Here is an 18,790-nt window from a genome sequence, read left to right as displayed (position 1 = left end):
CGGCGGTGTTTCCTAGGCGACTTTCTGCCGAGCAAGGTAGCACGGAGATCAGGACACCCTCATGTGCAAGGATGGGCTGGTGGAGCTGTGGAATGCGCCCCTCGCGCCGGGTCCGGTCACGGGCACCGTCGCGCTGCCCGGCTCCAAGTCGATCACCAATCGCGCGTACATCCTTGCCGCACAAGCATCGTCGGCATCGACGCTGACGAACACCCTGCGCAGCCGCGACACCGACCTGATGGCCCGCGGCCTGACCGCACTGGGCGTGGACGTGAATTTCCTTACCGACACCACGGTTGCGGTGACGGGGGGCGCTCTGCACGGCGCCGCGGTGGATTGCGGCCTCGCCGGCACGGTGATGCGTTTCCTGCCCCCGCTCGCCGCAGGGGCACGCGGCAGTTCCCGGTTCGACGGTGACCCGCAGGCTCGGATCCGGCCGCTGGGCACCGTGCTCGACGCGCTCCGCGGCCTCGGCGCCCGGATCGACGGCGACGGCCTGCCCTTCACGATGCACGGCGAAGGACCTATCCGCGGTGGCACCGTGACCATCGACGCGTCCGCGAGCTCGCAGTTCGTCTCCGGCCTACTGCTCAGCGGGCCGAGCTTCGCCGAGGGCGTCACGGTGCACCACGACGGGAAGCCCGTTCCCTCGATGCCGCACATCGAGATGACCGTCGACATGCTCCGCGCCGCCGGCGCCGATGTCGACACCGCCGAACCGAACACCTGGCGGGTGGCACCGGGCGGGCTCCACGCGCACGACTGGACGGTGGAGCCGGATCTGTCGAACGCCACCGTCTTCCTCGCCGCCGCCGCGATCACCGGCGGCGCCGTCACGGTCCCGCATTGGAACCCGCAGTCCACCCAGCCGGGCGTCCAATTCGCCGACATCCTGGCGGAGATGGGCGCCGAGGTGACCCACGCCGATGGCGCGCTCACGGGCCGAGGCACCGGCGGTCTGCACGGCGTCGACTGGGACCTGCGCGATATCGGCGAGCTCACGCCCACCGTCGCCGCCCTGGCCGCGCTCGCGGATACGCCCTCGCATCTGCGCGGCATCGCCCACCTGCGCGGCCACGAGACCGACCGCCTCGCGGCACTGACGGCCGAGATCAGCGCCCTCGGCGGACACTGCACCGAGACCGAGGACGGCCTGCGCATCGAGCCCGCGACGCTGCACGGCGGACTCTGGCACAGCTACGCCGACCACCGGATGGCCACCGCGGGCGCGATCCTCGGCCTGGTCACCACCGGTGTGCAGGTGGAGGACATCGCGACCACCGCCAAAACCATGCCTGATTTCCCCGCGATGTGGGAGGGCCTGCTGGGCCTTCGGGACGGGGCCTCGTCCTGAGTCGCCGCGAATACGACGAGTCCGATGTCCGGGTGCGACCGGGCAAGAGCAGCCGTCCGCGCACCAAGACCCGGCCCGACCACAGCGATGCCGCGACCGCGATGGTGGTCTCGGTGGACCGGGGCCGCTGGGGCTGCGCGCTCGACGGTGACCCCGAGCGGATCATCGTCGCCATGCGCGCCCGGGAGCTGGGCCGCTCCCCCATCGTCGTCGGCGATTCCGTGGGCGTGGTGGGCGACCTGTCCGGGCGCAAGGACACCCTGGCGCGGATCGTGCGGGTCGATGAGCGGTCGACTGTGCTACGCCGTACCGCCGACGACACCGATCCGTATGAGCGGATCGTGGTGGCGAACGCACAGCAGCTCCTCATCGTGACGGCGCTCGCCGATCCGCCGCCACGCACCGGGTTCGTCGAGCGCACGCTGATCGCCGCCTATGCGGGCGGCCTCACTCCGGTGCTGTGCCTGACCAAGAGCGATCTGGCCGATCCAGACGAATTCACCGCCCAGTTCGCCGATCTCGACCTTCAGGTGCTGGTCGCCGGCCGGGGCGATCCACTCGATGAGGCGCACGATCTGCTCACCGGGCACGTCACCGCGCTCATCGGGCACAGCGGCGTGGGCAAGTCGACGCTGGTCAATCGGCTGGTGCCCGATGCGAATCGCGCGACCGGTGTGGTCTCGGGCGTGGGCAAGGGCCGGCACACCTCGACGCAGTCGGTGGCGCTATGGCTACCCGACGGCGGGTGGGTGGTGGACACCCCCGGCATCCGCAGCTTCGGGCTGGCGCACATCTCCACCGACGACGTGCTGGCGGCCTTCCCCGATCTCGCGGAGGCGACCGCCGACTGTCCCCGGGGATGCACGCATCTCGGCCCGCCCGCCGACCCCGAGTGCGCCCTGGATCACCTGGACGGGACGGCGCACCGCCGGGCGATGGCGGTCCGCGGCCTGCTCGCGGACCTGTCCGCCACCCCCGACTGGGCCTGACGCCCGGCCGGACCCGTCGGCCTAGGCGTCGGCGCGCTTGGGCAGCTTCCAGCCCGGCCGCGGGAAGTGACAGGTGTAGCCGTCGGGGAACTTCTCCAGATAGTCCTGGTGCTCCGGCTCGGCCTGCCAGAACGGGCCGGCGGGCTCGATCGTCGTGACGGCCTTGCCCGGCCACAGCCCGGAGGCGTCGACATCGGCGATGGTCTCGCGCGCGATCTCCTCCTGCGCGGCGCTCAGCGGGAAGATCGCGGAACGGTAGCTCGACCCGATGTCGTTACCCTGCCGGTCCTTCGTGGACGGGTCATGGATCTGGAAGAAGAACTCCAGGATGCTGCGGTAGTCGGTGGCGTTCGGATCGAACACGATCTCGACCGCTTCCGCGTGGCCGGGGTGATTGCGGTAGGTGGCGTTCGGATTGCTGCCGCCCGTGTAGCCGACGCGGGTCGCGAGGACGCCGGGCTGCCTGCGGATCAGATCCTGCATACCCCAGAAGCAGCCGCCCGCGAGGACAGCGGTCTCCGTGCCGTCGGTGATGGTGATGGTGCCGGTGTCGGTCATGAGCTCCCTCTCCGGCGGCCCGATCGGGTTCTGCCGCCGACTACTCCAACAGCGACGGTACGCCGGCCATTCCGGTGCGCGCGAGGATCACAACCCGAGCGTCAGGTAGGTGCTGTTGGGGTCGACGATGTAGTCGCCGAACGGGCCGGTCTCGGTGAATCCGTGGGCACGGTACAGCGCGCGGGCGGGAGCGAAGAACTCCTGACTGCCGGTCTCCAGCGAGATCCGGGCGATACCACGGGCGCGCGCGTCGTCGATCGCGAAGACCAGCAGCCGCCGCCCGATTCCCCGCCCCCGGGTGTCCGGCGCGACCCGCATGCTCTTGAGTTCCTCGTGCCCGGGTTGGAAGGCGGCCAGCGCCACGGTGCCCAGCAACGCGCCGTCCTCGTGCAGTGTCCACAGCCGGACCGCCGGATCCTGCAGGTCGGCCAAGCCCAGGGCGTGCTGGCTCTCCGGCGGGGCCGTCGGTGCCATATCGGCGAGGTGCGCCGTGAGGAACTCCGCGAGCGCCGGGTCAGCGAAATCGGCGCGCGAGATCGCCTGTGTCACCGGCCCGCGGCGCGCACCGCGGGCGAGGTGGCGAGGTAGGCCACGGCCTGCTCCGTGGAGCCGATGCTGTCCGGGTGGAAACGGGGATTGAAGTAGAGCAGCGTGGACCACACGACCGAGCGGATGGGCGGGACGATGCCCTTGTGCGATGCGCGCAGGTACTGCCACAGGAACGACGGAAGGTTCTGCCGCCGGCCCGTGCTGGCCCGGTCGACGAACCGGGACGCCCGCGGGAAGAAGGTGAGCATGAAGAACACGATCGTGAGCATCGCGCGGCAGCGGTGCAGGTAGCTGGGGTCGAAGTACATCGCCACGTCGTGCGCGACGGCGCGGTGCTCGACCTCCTCGGCGCCGTGCCACCGGCAGATGTCGGCCATCACCGGGTCGAGCTCGTACTCATGCCAGCGATTGTTCAGCACGAACACGCCGAGGATCGCGGTGTAGTGTTCGACCGCCGCGATCAGCCACAACCGCTGCACGAGATCGTTGTAGCGCGCCTTGCCCGACCGGTAGTCGCGCGGTCCCAGCATGCGCCGGAACGCGAACTCCATCTGGCGCAGGAACGGCCCGGTGTCCACACCGAGCCGTTCGAGATACTCGCCGACGGCGGCGTCGTGCGAGGCCGCGTGCATCGCCTCCTGGCCGATGAAGCCGCGCACGGTGCGGGCCAGCTCCTCGTCCTTGATGTACGGCAGTGCTTCGGTGTAGGCCTCGCAGAACCATCGCTCGCCCTCGGGTAGCACCATGTGCAGGACACCCGCGATCCCCTTGCTCGCGAAGGGTTCTCCGGCGATCCACTCCAGGGGCGTCTGCGACCAGTCGAAGGTCACGTCCCGTGCGTGCAGCTCCAGGGACTCGTGCTTCACCGCTCCCGACATCGCAGCCTCCAGCATTCCTACATGAGAGAATAATAGAGACTTTCTATCATGTCGGTCCGTGATGTCAAGAGGGTTGCTACTCGACGGCCGCCTGCGCCGCGTCGATCATCGCGTCGACACTGGTGAGCTTCACCCGGGGGCGCTCCAGCGGCGCCGCGAGCGCGGTCTCGTGCTGATCGATCGCCACCCAGCCGTCGTACTCGACGAGGTTCGGCACCCGTTCGGTGATGATCGACTCCACTTGTGCCCCATCGAATTCGCTGCGCGCGAGGGTGCCGGCGGCGGCATCGGCGAGGAGCACCGAGACGGTGTCGCGGGCGCAATCCCGATTCGTCGGGATCACCCCCGACGGTCCGCGCTTGATCCAGCCGACCACGTAGTGACCGGGCAGCGGCGCACCGTCGTAGCCCACGATGCGGCTGTCGGCGTTGCGGAACACGCCGCGCTCGGTATCGAACGGGATTCCCGGGATCGGCGTGCCGTGGTAGCCGACGGCGTGCACCACCAAGCCGGCGGCGTGCTCGGTGACCTGCCCGGTGGGTTGCGCCTCGACCGTGCCGTCCTCGCCCTCGACCAGTTCGTTCGTGGCGATCGAGACGGTGTCGACCTTGCCCTCGCCGCCGATACCGACCACCGACCGGAGGAACTTGAGCACGATGCGGCGATCCGCGCCCGACGGTTCCTGCGCCGCGAGTCTGCGCAGCTGCTTGAGGTTGTTGCGCTCTACCGGCGGCCGCGCCTTATCGCGCTCCTTGTCTTCGGCCGGAACGTCGGCGGGGTCGACGATCACATCGACCCCGGGCAGTTTGCCGAGTTCGGCGATCTCGGACGGAGTGAAAGCCGCGTGCTCCGCGCCGCGGCGGCCGAGCACGACGACCTCCCGCACCGCGGAGCCGCGCAGCGCATCGAGAGCGTGATCGGCCATATCCGTGCCGGCGAGCTGTTCCACATCGGTCACTAGGATGCGCGCGGCGTCAAGCGCCACATTGCCGTTACCGATCACCACGGCCCGGTCGACGCCGAGGTCGACGTCCAGATCGCAGCGGTCGGGATGGCCGTTGTACCACCCCACGAAGTCGCTGGACGGATGGTTACCGGGGAGCCAGGCACCGTCGACCTCGAGGCGGCGGCCGCCCGAGGCACCGATCGCGTAGATCACCGCGTCGTACCACTGCGCCAATTCGGCGGCGGTGATGTCGGTGGCCACCTCGACGTTGCCGAAGTAGCGGAAGTTCTCGTGCTGCGCGGTGCGGTCGAAGATCTTGGTGACCGACTTGATCGCGGGGTGATCGGGGGCGACACCGTACCTGACCAGGCCGAAAGGAGTCGGAAGCCGGTCGAAGACATCGACCGTGACCTCGATATCGTCCTGTTCGAGCAGGTTTCCGGCGGCGAAGAACCCCGACGGCCCGGATCCCACGATCGCTACGCGCAGCGGCGCCATTGACAGACCTCCCATCGACAACCCGGACATCGACGTTCCGGACGGCTCGACGAACCAATCTACGCCTCGGACGGTTCCCGCCCCAGGATCGTCGAGACGTGGATTCAGTCGGTGAGGGAGCCGCGGCGCGCGCGGCGCCGGTCACGGCGGCGCTGGTGCCGCTCCTCGACGCGCTTGCGGCCGAGCTCGGCGATGGCGGTACGCAGGCCCACCCGCTGCACCGTCTCCTGGGCCGCGTGCGCGGCCTCCTGTGCGTGCACCAGCTTCTCGTGCGCGTTCTCCTGCGCATGCACCAGTCGCTCGTGTGCGTTCTCCTGGGCGTGCACGAACCGCTCGTGCGCGGCCTCCTGCGCGTGCGCGAGGCGCTCGCGCGCAGCGGCGAAGCGCAGCTCGGATGCCGTCTCGGGCGCATCGTCGGACGTGGCGCGCAGCCACCGGTCGGGCAGCGAGAGTTTGGCGATGGTGCGCTGGGACAGGTAGTACTGCCGCAGCAGTGGCCCCTCGGTGTACGGCAGGTCGTACTTCTCGCAGATCTCCCGCACCCGCACGCTGATCTCGGAAAGCCGGTTCGACGGCAGGTCCGGGAACATGTGGTGCTCGATCTGGTAGCTGAGGTTGCCCGTGAGGAAGTCCATCGTGCGGCCACCGGAGATGTTCGCGCTGCCCAGCATCTGGCGCAGGTACCACTCGCCCGGGGTCTCATCGACGATGGACTCGGTGGTGAACTTCTCGGCGCCGTCGGGGAAGTGCCCGCAGAAGATGACCACGTAGGTCCACACATTGCGGATCACGTTCGCGGTGAGGTTCGCGCTCAGGGTACGGCCGAACGAGCCGCCGACGGCCTTGCTGATCGTGGGGTAGATCAGGAAATCCTTGCCCAGCTGCCGCGCGGCTTTGATCCCCATCTCGCGCAGCTGCTTGCGAGTCTCCGACCAGGGCTTGTTCCCCGCGAAGGCCTGGGCCAGCTCGATATCGTGCAGGGCGATGCCCCACTCGAAGGTGAGCCCCAGGAACAGGTTGTTGAGGAACTGCGCCGACCGCTTCGCCTGCCACTGCTCGTCGCGGGTCACCCGCAGAACGCCGTAGCCCACGTCGAGGTCCTTGCCCACGACGTTGGTGTACTTGTGGTGCAGGAAGTTGTGCGAGTGCTTCCAGTGCGCTCCGGGGCACGCCATATCCCACTCCCACGTGGTGGAGTGGATCTCGGGATCGTTCATCCAATCCCATTGCCCGTGCATCACATTGTGCCCGAGCTCCATGTTCTCGATGATCTTGGCGAGCCCGAGCATGCCCGCGCCGGCGCTCCAGAACCACCGGTTCTTGGAGCCCAGGATCGCGATCCGACCGGCCGCCTCGAGAGCGCGCTGCGCCCGGATCACGCCGCGGATGTACCGCGCGTCCCGTTCGCCGCGCGAACTCTCGACATCGGCCCGGATCGCGTCGAGTTCCCGCGCGAGCTGCTCGATGTCGGCGTCATCGAGGTGTGCGTACTCGCCGACATCTGTGATAGCCACGTCTCTAAGGCTACGCCGTGTGCGCTGCGATCTCGCCCGCTACTTGCTCGCCGCCAACTCCTGGACGTGGCTGCGCAGGCCACGACGGTTGCCCTCGGCGTCGATCTCGCCCTTGACCACGGTGGTCACGCCGGTCTCGTCGTAGAAGCGCTTGTTCGAGTGGGTCTCGGGCGCATCGTCGACGGTGGCCTTGAGGTACTTGTCGGGCAGCGACAGCTTGATGATCGTGCGCCACGACTCCGCGTACTGCCGCCAGATCGACCCCGTGTTGTACGGCAGGTCGTACTTCTCACAGATCTCCTGGACCCGCGCCGCGAGGTAGTTGTACCGGTTCGACGGCAGGTCCGGGTACAGGTGGTGCTCGATCTGCCGGCCCAGGTGGCCGGAGATGAAGTGCAGGGCGTTGCTGCCCTCGAAGTTCGCGGTGCCCAGCATCTGGCGCAGGTACCACTCGGGGAGGGTCTCGTTGTCGATGTCCTCGATGGTGAACTTCTCGGCGTCGTCCGGGAAATGACCGCAGAAGATGGTCATGTGGTCCCACACGTCGCGCACGGTGTTGGCGACGTAGTTGGCCGATGCCGCCTTCTTGTAGCCGCGGGCGCCGGTGAACGGGACGGCCATGGCCGGGAACAGGACGTAGTCCTTGGCGGTCTGCTTGCCGATCTTGGTGAGCACGATCTTCAGGCGCCGGCGGAACTCGGGCCAGTCGTAGTTGGCGTACTGCTCACCGCCGTTGAACATGGCCTTCATCGCGTTCATCAGCTCGAGGTGCTGGACGGCCTTGCCGTACTGGAAGCCGGTCGCCAGGATCACGTTGTACACCGGGTTGAACAGCATGTACGGCTCCCACGGCTGATCGCGCGTGACGCGCAGGATGCCGTAGCCGATGTCGTCGTCCATATCGGTGACGTTGGTGTACTTGTGGTGCATGTAGTTGTGGGTGTGGCGCCAGAACTTGCCGTCCGAGGCGGAGTCCCACTCCCAGTTGGCCGAGTGGATCTCCGGATCGTTCATCCAGTCCCACTGGCCGTGCATGATGTTGTGGCCGAGCTCGTTGTTCTCAATGACCTTGGCGTACGACAGGCACGCGGCGGAGGCGGCCCACGCGGCCTTGCCCTTCCACCCCTTCATGCCGGCGGCCAGGCCGAAGACGCGACCGGCGGTCTCGGCGACGCGCTGGCTCTTGATGACGCGGCGGATGTACTTGGCATCCTCCTCGCCGCGGCTCTCCTCGATCTCACGACGCAGCGCGTCCAACTCTGCACCGAGCGCCTCGATGTCGGCGTCGGTGAGGTGCGCGTACTCCGCGATGTCAGTGATAGCCACGAGGCGATCCCCAATCGGTCAGACCGCATGCGGCGGCCGTCGTCTTCGAACGATGTCGAGAGTAACAGCCCCGTGGGACGAAATCACGATTGTTGTCCCACGTGGGGTCCATGTCACATCGCGGACGCGCACTCGTCGCAGGTCGGTCACACCGCACAGGCGCCGACTTGCGTCGGTTCCGGGACGTGGCTGGTTCCGGGCTGGGACATGCGCTCAGCACTGTGGGTGATGTCGCAAACACCGTGCGGCAGTCACCTACAGAAGGAGAACGCAGCATGCGTACCACCACTACCTCGCCCCGCACCCGCATCCTCACCGCCGTGGCCGGTTCGGCCGTCGCCGCGGGCGCCGTGATCGGCGGGTTCGCGCTCACCGGCACCGCGAACGCCGAGCCGGGCAGCGGAACGGCTGCCGCCGCTCCGGCTGCCGACAACCTCCCCAAGTGCACGGCGTTCATCAACCCCGATGGCACGATCAAGGCCGACCGGGACGCCGCCTGCCTGCCGGTGGATCCCTTCACCGAGCCCGGCCTGACGCTGGAGCAGCGCAAGGCACTGATCAACACCGACGCCGGCACCCGGGCGAGCGGCTCCGCGCAGGAGGATTTCGCGAAGCTGGATCAGATGTTCGGCGGCAAGTAGGACACATCGCCGCCCCGGGCCCGCCGCGCACCGTCACGGTGCCCGGGCGGGCTCGGCTGCGGCGTCAGCGACGGCCGCGCAGGGCGTGGACCGCCTCGCGAGCGGCCTTGAGGCCGAACCGGCGGCCGGTGCGCTCATCGAGCCGCGGCTGCGCGAATTCGGTGCCCGCGAACATCGCCTCGCTCGCGGTCTCGGGGGCGTCGTCGGCGGTGTCGCGCAGGTACTTGTCCGGGAGCGACAGCTTGGCGATGGTGCGCCAGGACTTGTAGTACTGCACGTGCAGCGGGCCGATCGTGTACGGCAGGTCGTACTTCTCGCAGAGCGCGCGCACGCGAACGCCGATCTCCGCCAACCGGTTCGACGGCAGGTCGGGAAACAGGTGATGCTCGATCTGGTAGCTCAGATTGCCCGAGAGGAAGTCGATCACCGGGCCGCCGGAGAGGTTGGCACTGCCCAGCATCTGGCGCAGGTACCACTGCGCCTGCGTCTCGTTATCGACGTCCTGCTTGGTGAACTTCTCGGCACCGTCAGGGAAGTGGCCGCAGAAGATCACCGCGTTGGTCCACACGTTGCGGATCACATTGGCGGTGATCGTGGCGGTGAGCGCCGTACGCCAGCCGCGCTTGCCGCCGAACGGGACGCCCACCAGAGGCGAGGCCGCGTAGTCCTTGAGCGCCTGCCGGCCGATCTTGCGGCCCACGTCGGCGGCGTCGGCCTTGAAACCCGCGCGGTCGAACCAGGGCTTGTTCCACTTGGTGGCGGCACGCCCGAGCTCAAGGTGCTGGATCGCCACGCCGTACTCGAAGAGCAGCATCAAAAGCGTGTTGTAGACCAGGTTTCCGGCGTTGAACGGGGTCCACGGCTGGTCTCGGGTCACGCGGAGCGTCTTGTAGCCCACGTCGTCGTCCATATCGAGGACGTTGGTGTACTTGTGGTGCACGTAATTGTGGGTGTGCTTCCACAGCCGGGAGGTGCCGGCGTTGTCCCACTCCCATGTGGTCGAGTGCACCTCGGGATCGTTCATCCAGTCCCACTGCCCGTGCATGATGTTGTGCCCGAGCTCCATGTTCTCGATGATCTTCGCCAGCCCCAGCGAGAGCGCCGACCCCCACCAGAAGCCGCGCTTGTGCGCGCCCAGCAGCATCAGTCGGCCCGCCACCTCCAGACCGCGCTGCGCCGCGATGGTGCGCTGCAGGTATCGGACGTCCGACTCGCCGCGGACGGCCTCGATATCGCGCCGGATCGCGTCGAGCTCGGCCCCCAACGCCTCCACGTCCGCGTCCGTGAGGTGCGCGTACTCGGGGATGTCGGTGATCGCCATGCGGGGCCGTCCTTCGTGGTCGGTCGAAGCCGTCTCTAACCTACGCAACCGTAAGTTACGGCGCCGTAGGCTGTCAACGCATGTGATCGACCTGGCGAAAGCCCCCGGTCAGACGTCGAGCGAGCAGTCTCCCACCGCCACCGAGATACAGGTCTGGATGCGCTCGCCCTCGGTGTGCAGATCGCCACTGCGGAGATCGCGGACCTGACCGTCGGCGAGCTGCACCACGCAGGTCTGACAGATGCCCATGCGGCAACCGAACGGCATCTGCACACCCGCGGCCTCGCCCGCCTCCAGCAGCGTGGTGGCACCGTCGACCTCGGTGGTCTTGCCCGCCTTGAGGAAGGTGACATCGCCGCCCGAGGCCGAGACATCGGCACGCTCGACGGTGAACCGCTCCTGATGCAGGCGCGACTCGATACCGCGGTCCTTCCAGGCCACCTCCATGTCGTTGAGGAAGACGCCGGGGCCGCAGATCCAGGTCTGCCGGTCCTGCCAGTCCGGGACCACCTCACCGAGATTCTGTGGCGTGAGCCGGCCCGCGTCGCGGGTGTACCTCAGCTGCACGGTCACGTTGTCGTGATTGGCGTCGAAGGCCTCGAGCTCGTCACGGAACAGCGCTGCATCGGCGTTCGGGGCGGAGTGCACGGCCACGATGTCGGTGCCGGCGGGGATACCGCGGCGCTCCAGGGTGCGCAGCATGGCCATCACCGGGGTGATGCCGCTGCCCGCGGTGAGGAACAGGACCTTCGGCGGCAGCGGGTTGGGCAGAGTGAAATCGCCCGACGGTGCCTGCAACCGCACGATGGTGCCCTCGGAGACGCCCGAGACGAGATGGTTCGACAGGAAGCCCTCGCTCATGGCCTTCACGGTGATCGACACCTCGCGCGGGCCGCGGCCGGTCCCCATATCGGGAACCGAGGTGAGCGAGTATGAGCGCCAGGTCCACTTGCCTCCGACGAGCACGCCGATGCCCACGTACTGGCCGGCTTCGTACTTGGTGTTGAAGCCCCAGCCGGTCTCGATGGTGAGCGTCACCGATTCGTCGGTCTCCTGCTGGACGCCGACGATCTTGCCGCGCAGCTCACGCGCCGACCAGAGCGGGTTGATCAGGTGCAGGTAGTCGTCGGGCAGCAGCGGGGTGGTCAGCCGTGCCACCGCACCGCGCACCAGATTGGTACGCGGATGCTCGGCGGAGACGTTCTTGGCCGGGGCTTCGAGCCAGTCACGGAAAGCACGGAACGAATTGCTCATGCCGCTGAGACTAGAGGGCCGCAGGCCGATGGGACAATTCCTGTGAACTTGTCCCAGGCTGATCGTCCCGGTTCTCCGCCGTCAGCGCGGCGGGGTGGCCGCTCCCCCGCCCACCGGCTGGAGATCCGAACCGACCTCGGTCAGCTGCCAGTCCTTGCCCTTGTCCAACGTGATGGTGAAGGACGCGGGCTTCGGTTCCTGGTTCGGCGACTGCACGGTGCTGGTCTGCGTGCTGATGTACACCGCCACGACGTACACCTCACCCGCCTGAGACCGGGTGACCGAATCGAGCAGCGTGCCCTTGGAGACCCATTGCAACGGCTGCATGAGCTGAGAGATCGCGCCCACCGAGGCTTCCAGTTTCGCCTTCAGCTCGGGCGAGACGCCCGTGGTGAGCGCCACGCGCCACGGCCCCAGATCGCGGTAGTCGAAGGTCGACGTGGCGACGGCGTAGTCCGCCGCGACCTTCTCCGCGTGCATCCGGTCGGCGTTCGCCGCATTCCGGCGGTCGAGCTCCTCACGCTGCGAATTCCACAGCAGGCCAAAGGCGACCGCGGCGGCGAGCAGGGCCATCACGAGCACCGTGACCGTGACCGTGGTGGTCACCGACGGCTGCGAGCGCGGCGTCTGCGACGGGGCCCGGTCGGCGTGGTCACCGTCTGTGGTCGTCGTGCTCACTGGTCGAATCGGCCCATCGTCGCAGTACCCGTCATCATTTTTCCGCACCCTACCAAACCGTCGCGCGCCAACAGCGGCTCCGGAAAGCCGGCCGGACCCGGGTCACAGCAGTTCGAGCAGGAACGGCAGTTCCTGCGTCGCATACCAGGCCAGATCGTGATCCTCGGCATCGCCGACCGCCAGCTCGGCGTCCTCGTCGCCCAGATCCGCGGCATCGACCACCTGCGCCGCACGGGTCACCGCCGGCTCCGCCTCCGAGACGTCCACGTGCACGGCGAGCACGTCCTTGAGCCGGATCGGCTCGCTCACCTTGAGCACCGCATCATCGAGATCGGGGCGCTCCTTCGCGGCCGGCACGTCGACCGTGATCACTACGCGGCGAACGGGATCCGGGTCCGCTCCGTCCGGCGCCGCGGCCGGCGCATCCTCGTCGTCGACGGCCAGCAGGCGCAGGGAGGCCCGCGCGGCGTGGCGCATCGCCGCCTCGGCCAACTCCTCCTCGTCGCCCGCCGTATACGCCTCGCGCAGCGCGGGCGTCACACCGAACACCGTGCCGCCCAACGGGAACAGCTCGCCATCGCGCTGCAGCACCTGCAGGCCGGCCAGAGTGGAGGGCACGTACACCCGGACTGTCATCGATCGCCTTTCGCTGACGACGCCAGCTCATCCAGCGCCTCGTAGAGGAATTCGGTCATCGAGATCACGTCCCACATGCCATCACGGTCGGCATTGAGACCGAAGTACACCTTTCCGTTGTACGACGTGATGCCGATCGACACCACTTGGTTCGCGATGAGCGGAGGCACCGGGTACACCTGCTCGACCTCGACTCCGGCCAGGAAGACCGGTGTCTGCGGGCCCGGAGCATTGGTCACCAGGATGTTGAACGAGCGCGGCGAGACGCTCATCGCGGTGCGCGCGCCCAGCGCGTGCAGGGTGGACGGGGTGAAGCCGCCGCTGGTCGCGAGGGCCCGCGCCGCCACCTGACGGTTCCGGTCCACCTGCGCCGCGGCACCGTGCGCGATCTGCCGCATCCGCACCACCGCATTGCCCTCGGCGACCGGTAGCCGGACGATGTACGCCCGTACCTGCTCGCCCACGCCCAAGCCCACATCATCGACCGCGATCGGTTCCAGCACCCGCACCTCGGTACCGGCACTGATCGGCTCCCCTCGCGAGATCAGCCAGGTGCGTAGGCCGCCCGCCACCACCGACAGCAGAAGATCGTTGACGGTGCAGCCGAACGCCGCGCGCAGCCGCCGGAATTCGTCGAGATCCATCGTGGCCACCGCGAACCTGCGGCTCCGCGAGATCGGCACGTTGAGCGAGCGCACCGGCGTCACCGCGGTACGCGCACGCACCAGACTCGATGCCCGCTCGATCACATCGGCGGCGTTCTCCTGCAGGCCGCCGATCGAGTCCGCGACCTCGCCCACCATCGCCTGGATCATCGATGCGGTCCGCGCCGGGCGGGACAGCAGATCGATCACCGCACCCATCACCAGCTCGCCGTCGCTCGGCTCGTGCTGCCCCATCCACAGGTCCTCGGGCGGCTCGGGACGGCGCGGATCGGAGGTGAGCAGCAACTGCATCAGGTCGACGTTGGCACGACCGTCGACGAGCGCGAGGTGGGTCTTGGTGAACACCGCCAGCCGGTCTCCGCCCAGACCCTCGATGAGGTACACCTCCCACAGCGGCCGCTCCCGGTCCAAGGGCCGCGAGTTCAACCGGGCCACCAGATCGTGGAGCTGATCGTCGCTGCCCGGCTGCGGCAGCGCGGACACCCGCACGTGGTAGGTGATGTCGAAGTCGCGGTCCTCCACCCACACCGGCCGCGCGATACCCAGCGGCACGCTGCGCACCTTCTGCCGGTACCGCGGCACCTCGGCCGGCCGCTCTTCGATCGCCGCGAGCAGATGTTCGTAGTCGAATCCCCCGGCCGGGCGCTGCATGATGGCGAGCGACCCGACGTGCGTGGGCGTCGTCGAGTCCTCCAGCGCGTAGAACTCCGCATCGGACTGGCCGAGCCTGCCCTTCATCCACGCCTCCCCACCGTTGCACCTGCTCCGTCGCGTTTTCCGCGTCAGCATACGCTGAGCGGCCCGCCGCCCGGTGGGATCCTGACGCCGCCCTGATGCGTCTAACCGATATGGGGGCAATCATCGTCGCGCCAGGTGGCGGAACGCGCACACGGCACTGCACACCGCAGCGTGCAACCGAGATCGCGGCCGATCCGTCCTGGTCCGGATTCGGCATCCTCCGCGCACCGAACGCCGAGCCCGCGGCGGTGCCGTTCGGTGCGCGTCGCGATCCCGCACCCCCGGCGCCGCCCGTCCCGGCGCCACCCGCCGCACGCCGGACCGAGGGCACGCTCGCCCCGGCACCGGCCGGACCGGTGGCCGCGGTGCACCCGGACGCGCGCCGATTCGTCCTGTCCACGCTGCGGCCGCTCTTCGAAGTACTGGAGCGGCGCCGGCCTGCGAAGCACCTCACGGCGATCGCCTCGGGCACCGTGGTCGATGTGCTGCGGGTACTCGCCGAGGCCGAGGCCGCGCAGGTGACCGGTTGGGGCCGCGTGCACGTCGCCGCGCCGCGTGTGCTGGCACCCCGGCCCCGTCCCCGCACCGACGATCCCGAGATCGGTGCCGAGGTGTTCCTCACCTACAGCCGCGGCGACCGGATCCTCGCCGCCGCCGGACGAGTGGAGTCCACTTCCGGACGATGGCGCTGGGTCGCTTTCACCACGGCCGCGTGACGCGGCGCCGCATGCTTCGGTGTCGGTGCGGCACCGGTTCGCCCGAACCCGCCCGCCACGACCCGACCGAGCGGTACACAGGGGCATGTCGATCAGTTCGCTGCGCGCCGCGTTCCGCTACCGGGTTGCCCGCCATCTCGTCATCGGTCCCGGGCTCCTGGCGTGGGGCAGGCCCAGGATCACCGGCCAGGACTACATCCCGCGCAAGGGCGCAGTGATTCTCGCGGCGAACCACCTCGCGGTCTCGGACTCGTTCTACGTGGTGCTCGCAGCGCGGCGGCCCGTGATGTTCCTGGCGAAGGCCGACTACTTCACCCAGCCCGGGTTGATGGGCAAGGCCAAGAAGACCTTCTTCGCCGGTATGGGACAGATCCCCGTCGACCGCAGCGGCGGCGCGGCATCGTCGCCCGCGCTGGAGGCCGCGACGAAGATCGTGGAGCACGGCGGCGCGTGGGGTATCCACCCGGAAGGCACCCGCTCCCCCGACGGCCGGCTGTACAAGGGCAAGACCGGCGCCGTCCGCGTCGCCCTGGCGACCGGGACCCCGATCATCCCGATCGCTTTGTGCAACACCGAGAACCGCACACTGAAGAACTTCTGGCGGCGCGATCCGGTCACCGTCGACGTGCTGCCCCCGCTCGACCTGAGCGACGCGAGCCCCGACGACGAGGCCTCCGTGCGCCGCGCCACCGATCAGCTGATGGACATTCTCGGCAAGCACACCGGCCAGGAACAGGTGGCCGAATACGCCAAACCCGGCGGCAAGTGACCGCCGGGCCGGGTACCGCGCTGCGCGCTACTTGCGGCGGTGCTTCGGGCGGCGCCCCGCGGGTGCCGACTTCGCCGACTTGTTCGCCTCGCGCTGCGCGGCGCGGCGCTCCGCGCGGGTGCCCACCGGCTCGTCGGCGGCCTGCGACAGATCCGTCGCCTCCCCCTGCTCGGACGGACCCGTCAGGGTGATCTTCTCCGGATCGGTCTCGGCCACCGGGGCATTGACCTGCGCGGTGCCGCCGCCGGGCGTGCCCGCCTCGCCGGTCGCGTCGGGTTCCTGGACCTGCACCTTGAACAGGGTGGCGACCGACTCCTCCTTGAGTCCCTCCAGCATGCCGTTGAACATGTCGAAGCCCTCGCGCTGGTACTCGACCACGGGATCGCGCTGGGCGATCTGGCGCAGGCCGATGCCCTCCTTGAGGTAGTCCATCTCGTAGAGGTGTTCGCGCCACTTCTGATCGAGCACGGACAGCAGCACCGAACGTTCGACCTGACGCATCGTGCCCTCGCCCGCCGCGGTCTCGATCCGCTCCTGATGCTTGTCGTAGGCGTCGTGGATGTCGTCGAGGAGCACCGTACGCAGCTCGTCGCGGGTGATCTCGTCGCGATCGCCGTTCTCGTCCTCGCCGACGACCTTCTTCCAGTCCAGCTCGATCGGGTACAGCGTGCGCAGCGCTTCCCACAGCTCGTCGAGGTCCCAGTCCTCCACGTACCCGGTGGCGGTCGCGCCGTCCACATACGCCGAGACCACGTCGTCGGTCATGTGATTGACCTGATCGAAGAGGTCCTCGCCCGACAGGATCTTGCGGCGCTCGTCGTAGATCACCTTGCGCTGCTCGTTCTGCACGTCGTCGTACTTGAGGACGTTCTTGCGGATCTCGAAGTTCTGCTGCTCGACCTGTGTCTGCGCGCTGCGAATCGCGCGGGAGACGAACTTGTTGTCGATCGGCACGTCGTCGGGCAGGTTGACGCGGTTCATCCACGCCTCGATCTGCGCGCCGTTGAAGCGCCGCATCAGCTCATCGCCGAGAGAGAGGTAGAACCGGGACTCACCCGGGTCGCCCTGGCGGCCGGAGCGACCGCGGAGCTGGTTGTCGATGCGACGCGACTCGTGCCGCTCGGTGCCGAGCACGTAGAGCCCGCCGGCCTCGCGGACCTTGTCGCCCGCCTCCTTGGAGTCCTGCTTCACCTGCTCGATGGTCTCGTCCCACGCCGCCTCGTACTCCTCGGGCGTGGTCACCGGATCGAGGCCGCGTTCGCGCAGCGCCAGGTCGGCGAGGATGTCCGGGTTGCCGCCGAGCACCACGTCGGTGCCGCGGCCGGCCATGTTGGTGGCCACGGTGACCGCGCCGGGCGTGCCCGCCTTGGCGATGATCGCCGCCTCCTGCTCGTGGAACTTCGCATTGAGCACCGTGTGCTTGATCTTGCGCTTCTCCAGCTGCCGCGACAGGTACTCCGAACGCTCCACCGAGGTGGTACCGATCAGCACCGGCTGGCCGGCCTCGTGCCGCTCGGCGATGTCGTCGACGATCGCCGCGAACTTCGCCTCCTCGGTCTTGTAGATGAGGTCGGTCTGGTCCTTGCGGATCATCGGCTTATTGGTGGGGATCGGGATGACGCCCAACTTGTAGATCTGGTGCAGTTCCGCGGCCTCGGTCTCGGCGGTACCGGTCATACCCGAGAGCTTGTCGTAGAGGCGGAAGTAGTTCTGCAGCGTGATGGTGGCCAGGGTCTGGTTCTCCGCCTGGATCTCCACGCCCTCCTTCGCCTCGAGCGCCTGGTGCATGCCCTCGTTGAAGCGGCGGCCGGCCAGCACGCGGCCGGTGAACTCGTCGACGATGAGCACCTCGCCCGACCGGACGATGTAGTCCTTGTCGCGCTCGTACAGCTCTTTGGCCTTGATCGCGTTGTTGAGGTAGCTCACCAGCAGCGAGTTGGCGGAGTCGTACAGGTTGTCGATGCCCAGCTGGTCCTCGACCAGTTCCACGCCGGCCTCGTTCACACCGATGGTCTTCTTACGGATGTCCACCTCGTAGTGGACGTCCTTCTCCATCTGCGGAACGATCCGGGCGAACTCGGTGTACCACTTCGACGAGCCGTCGGCGGGACCCGAGATGATCAGCGGGGTGCGGGCCTCGTCGATGAGGATCGAGTCGACCTCGTCGACGATGGCGTAGTTGTGCCCGCGCTGGACCAGTTCGTCCACGCTGTGCGCCATGTTGTCGCGCAGGTAGTCGAAACCGAACTCGTTGTTGGTGCCGTAGGTGATGTCGGCGGCGTAGGCCTGCCGGCGGCGATCCGGATCCTGCCCGGACAGGATGCAGTCCACCTCGAGGCCGAGGAAGCGGTGGACCCGGCCCATCCAGTCCGCGTCGCGCTTGGCGAGGTAGTCGTTGGTGGTGACCAGGTGCACCCCGTCACCGGTGAGCGCGTTGGCGTAGGCCGCCATTACCGAGGTCAGGGTCTTGCCCTCGCCGGTCTTCATCTCGGCGATATCGCCCTGGTGCAGCGCGCCCGCACCCATGATCTGCACGTGGTACGGCTTCTGCCCGAGAACCCGCCAGGACGCCTCACGGGCCGTCGCGAAGGCCTCCGGAAGGATGTCGTCGAGGGTCTCGCCCTGCTCCAGACGCTTCTTGAAGATGTCCGTCTTGGCCTGCAGTTTCTCGTCGGAGAGCGCCTCGTACTCGTCGTTCAGGCTCTCCACGTAGGAGGCCAGGCCGTCGAGCCGCTTGACCATCCGGCCTTCGCCGAACCG

General features: G+C 68.3%; 17 protein-coding genes. 5 read left to right on the top strand and 12 right to left on the bottom strand.

Going from position 1 to position 18,790, the window contains the following annotated elements; translation table 11 throughout:
* Positions 1-61: 61 nt before the first annotated feature.
* Entirely contained in the window at positions 62-1,354 is a 1,293-nt protein-coding gene (gene aroA, locus TPAU_RS05485; RefSeq protein ID WP_013125767.1) for a 3-phosphoshikimate 1-carboxyvinyltransferase, read from the top strand.
* Positions 1,351-2,343: a ribosome small subunit-dependent GTPase A gene (gene rsgA, locus TPAU_RS05480; RefSeq protein WP_013125766.1), complete on the top strand. Its 993-nt coding sequence runs from the start codon at positions 1,351-1,353 to the stop codon at positions 2,341-2,343. Before aroA ends, rsgA begins: the two co-directional genes overlap by 4 nt.
* A 21-nt stretch (positions 2,344-2,364) precedes the next feature.
* On the opposite strand, the gene msrA is transcribed toward rsgA, so the two are convergent.
* The 6 genes from msrA to TPAU_RS05450 all read right to left on the bottom strand — a co-directional run bounded on the left by msrA (position 2,365) and on the right by TPAU_RS05450 (position 8,612).
* Complete coding sequence (gene msrA / locus TPAU_RS05475; RefSeq protein ID WP_013125765.1) at positions 2,365-2,901, bottom strand: peptide-methionine (S)-S-oxide reductase MsrA; 537 nt, start codon at positions 2,899-2,901, stop codon at positions 2,365-2,367.
* Between the two features lie 87 nt (positions 2,902-2,988).
* Positions 2,989-3,450: a GNAT family N-acetyltransferase gene (locus TPAU_RS05470; protein WP_013125764.1), complete on the bottom strand. Its 462-nt coding sequence runs from the start codon at positions 3,448-3,450 to the stop codon at positions 2,989-2,991.
* On the bottom strand, positions 3,447-4,343 hold the full coding sequence (locus tag TPAU_RS05465; RefSeq protein ID WP_245537848.1) for a metal-dependent hydrolase: 897 nt from the start codon (positions 4,341-4,343) through the stop codon (positions 3,447-3,449). Before TPAU_RS05465 ends, TPAU_RS05470 begins: the two co-directional genes overlap by 4 nt.
* Before the next feature lie 61 nt (positions 4,344-4,404).
* Positions 4,405-5,772: a ferredoxin--NADP reductase domain-containing protein gene (locus TPAU_RS05460; protein WP_013125762.1), complete on the bottom strand. Its 1,368-nt coding sequence runs from the start codon at positions 5,770-5,772 to the stop codon at positions 4,405-4,407.
* A 104-nt stretch (positions 5,773-5,876) separates the two neighbouring features.
* Positions 5,877-7,286, bottom strand: a complete 1,410-nt coding sequence (locus TPAU_RS05455) for a fatty acid desaturase family protein (RefSeq protein WP_013125761.1) — start codon at positions 7,284-7,286, stop codon at positions 5,877-5,879.
* Between the two features lie 39 nt (positions 7,287-7,325).
* Entirely contained in the window at positions 7,326-8,612 is a 1,287-nt protein-coding gene (locus TPAU_RS05450; RefSeq protein WP_013125760.1) for a fatty acid desaturase family protein, read from the bottom strand.
* Positions 8,613-8,887: 275 nt separating this feature from the next.
* Between TPAU_RS05450 and TPAU_RS05445 the strand changes: the two genes are divergently transcribed.
* Positions 8,888-9,253: a hypothetical protein gene (locus TPAU_RS05445; protein ID WP_013125759.1), complete on the top strand. Its 366-nt coding sequence runs from the start codon at positions 8,888-8,890 to the stop codon at positions 9,251-9,253.
* A 64-nt stretch (positions 9,254-9,317) separates the two neighbouring features.
* Here TPAU_RS05445 and TPAU_RS05440 read toward each other — a convergent pair whose 3' ends face one another.
* The 5 genes from TPAU_RS05440 to TPAU_RS05420 form a co-directional block, all read right to left on the bottom strand.
* Positions 9,318-10,574 carry a fatty acid desaturase family protein gene (locus TPAU_RS05440; protein WP_013125758.1) on the bottom strand — a complete coding sequence of 419 codons (1,257 nt, stop codon included), beginning with the start codon at positions 10,572-10,574 and terminating at the stop codon, positions 9,318-9,320.
* A gap of 108 nt (positions 10,575-10,682) precedes the next feature.
* A complete protein-coding gene (locus TPAU_RS05435; protein WP_013125757.1) occupies positions 10,683-11,828 on the bottom strand; it encodes a ferredoxin reductase in 1,146 nt (381 codons plus the stop codon).
* Between the two features lie 81 nt (positions 11,829-11,909).
* On the bottom strand, positions 11,910-12,506 hold the full coding sequence (locus TPAU_RS23095) for a hypothetical protein (RefSeq protein WP_013125756.1): 597 nt from the start codon (positions 12,504-12,506) through the stop codon (positions 11,910-11,912).
* A gap of 102 nt (positions 12,507-12,608) precedes the next feature.
* The gene (locus TPAU_RS05425; protein ID WP_013125755.1) at positions 12,609-13,142 is read right to left on the bottom strand and encodes a DUF6912 family protein; all 534 of its coding nucleotides are present in this window, start codon (positions 13,140-13,142) and stop codon (positions 12,609-12,611) included.
* Positions 13,139-14,545: a WS/DGAT/MGAT family O-acyltransferase gene (locus tag TPAU_RS05420; RefSeq protein ID WP_013125754.1), complete on the bottom strand. Its 1,407-nt coding sequence runs from the start codon at positions 14,543-14,545 to the stop codon at positions 13,139-13,141. The genes TPAU_RS05425 and TPAU_RS05420 overlap by 4 nt, the downstream gene beginning before the upstream one ends.
* Before the next feature lie 95 nt (positions 14,546-14,640).
* On the opposite strand from TPAU_RS05420, the gene TPAU_RS21795 reads away from it, so the two are divergent.
* Together TPAU_RS21795 and TPAU_RS05410 are read left to right on the top strand one after the other, a co-directional pair.
* Positions 14,641-15,261 (top strand): Rv3235 family protein, encoded by a 621-nt coding sequence (locus TPAU_RS21795; protein WP_013125753.1) that lies wholly within the window; start codon positions 14,641-14,643, stop codon positions 15,259-15,261.
* 85 nt (positions 15,262-15,346) lie between these two features.
* A complete protein-coding gene (locus TPAU_RS05410; RefSeq protein WP_013125752.1) occupies positions 15,347-16,030 on the top strand; it encodes a lysophospholipid acyltransferase family protein in 684 nt (227 codons plus the stop codon).
* A gap of 27 nt (positions 16,031-16,057) precedes the next feature.
* Here the strand turns inward: TPAU_RS05410 and secA are convergent, their stop codons facing one another.
* A complete protein-coding gene (gene secA, locus TPAU_RS05405) occupies positions 16,058-18,772 on the bottom strand; it encodes a preprotein translocase subunit SecA (RefSeq protein ID WP_049825940.1) in 2,715 nt (904 codons plus the stop codon).
* Positions 18,773-18,790 lie beyond the last annotated feature (18 nt).

This window comes from Tsukamurella paurometabola DSM 20162 (assembly GCF_000092225.1).
GTDB classification, from domain to species: domain Bacteria; phylum Actinomycetota; class Actinomycetes; order Mycobacteriales; family Mycobacteriaceae; genus Tsukamurella; species Tsukamurella paurometabola.
The sequence above is the reverse complement of the archived record's forward strand: the minus strand, read 5'-3'. Positions and strand labels throughout refer to the sequence as shown.

Coding starts and splice junctions, on each gene's coding strand:
- aroA (WP_013125767.1), top strand. CDS start 62: ATGTGCAAGGATGGGCTGGTGGAGCTGTGGAATGCGCCCCTCGCGCCG.
- msrA (WP_013125765.1), bottom strand. CDS start 2,901: ATGACCGACACCGGCACCATCACCATCACCGACGGCACGGAGACCGCT.
- TPAU_RS05465 (WP_245537848.1), bottom strand. CDS start 4,343: ATGCTGGAGGCTGCGATGTCGGGAGCGGTGAAGCACGAGTCCCTGGAG.
- TPAU_RS05460 (WP_013125762.1), bottom strand. CDS start 5,772: ATGGCGCCGCTGCGCGTAGCGATCGTGGGATCCGGGCCGTCGGGGTTC.
- TPAU_RS05445 (WP_013125759.1), top strand. CDS start 8,888: ATGCGTACCACCACTACCTCGCCCCGCACCCGCATCCTCACCGCCGTG.
- TPAU_RS05440 (WP_013125758.1), bottom strand. CDS start 10,574: ATGGCGATCACCGACATCCCCGAGTACGCGCACCTCACGGACGCGGAC.
- TPAU_RS05435 (WP_013125757.1), bottom strand. CDS start 11,828: ATGAGCAATTCGTTCCGTGCTTTCCGTGACTGGCTCGAAGCCCCGGCC.
- TPAU_RS05425 (WP_013125755.1), bottom strand. CDS start 13,142: ATGACAGTCCGGGTGTACGTGCCCTCCACTCTGGCCGGCCTGCAGGTG.
- TPAU_RS05420 (WP_013125754.1), bottom strand. CDS start 14,545: ATGAAGGGCAGGCTCGGCCAGTCCGATGCGGAGTTCTACGCGCTGGAG.
- TPAU_RS21795 (WP_013125753.1), top strand. CDS start 14,641: ATGCGTCTAACCGATATGGGGGCAATCATCGTCGCGCCAGGTGGCGGA.
- TPAU_RS05410 (WP_013125752.1), top strand. CDS start 15,347: ATGTCGATCAGTTCGCTGCGCGCCGCGTTCCGCTACCGGGTTGCCCGC.
- secA (WP_049825940.1), bottom strand. CDS start 18,772: ATGGTCAAGCGGCTCGACGGCCTGGCCTCCTACGTGGAGAGCCTGAAC.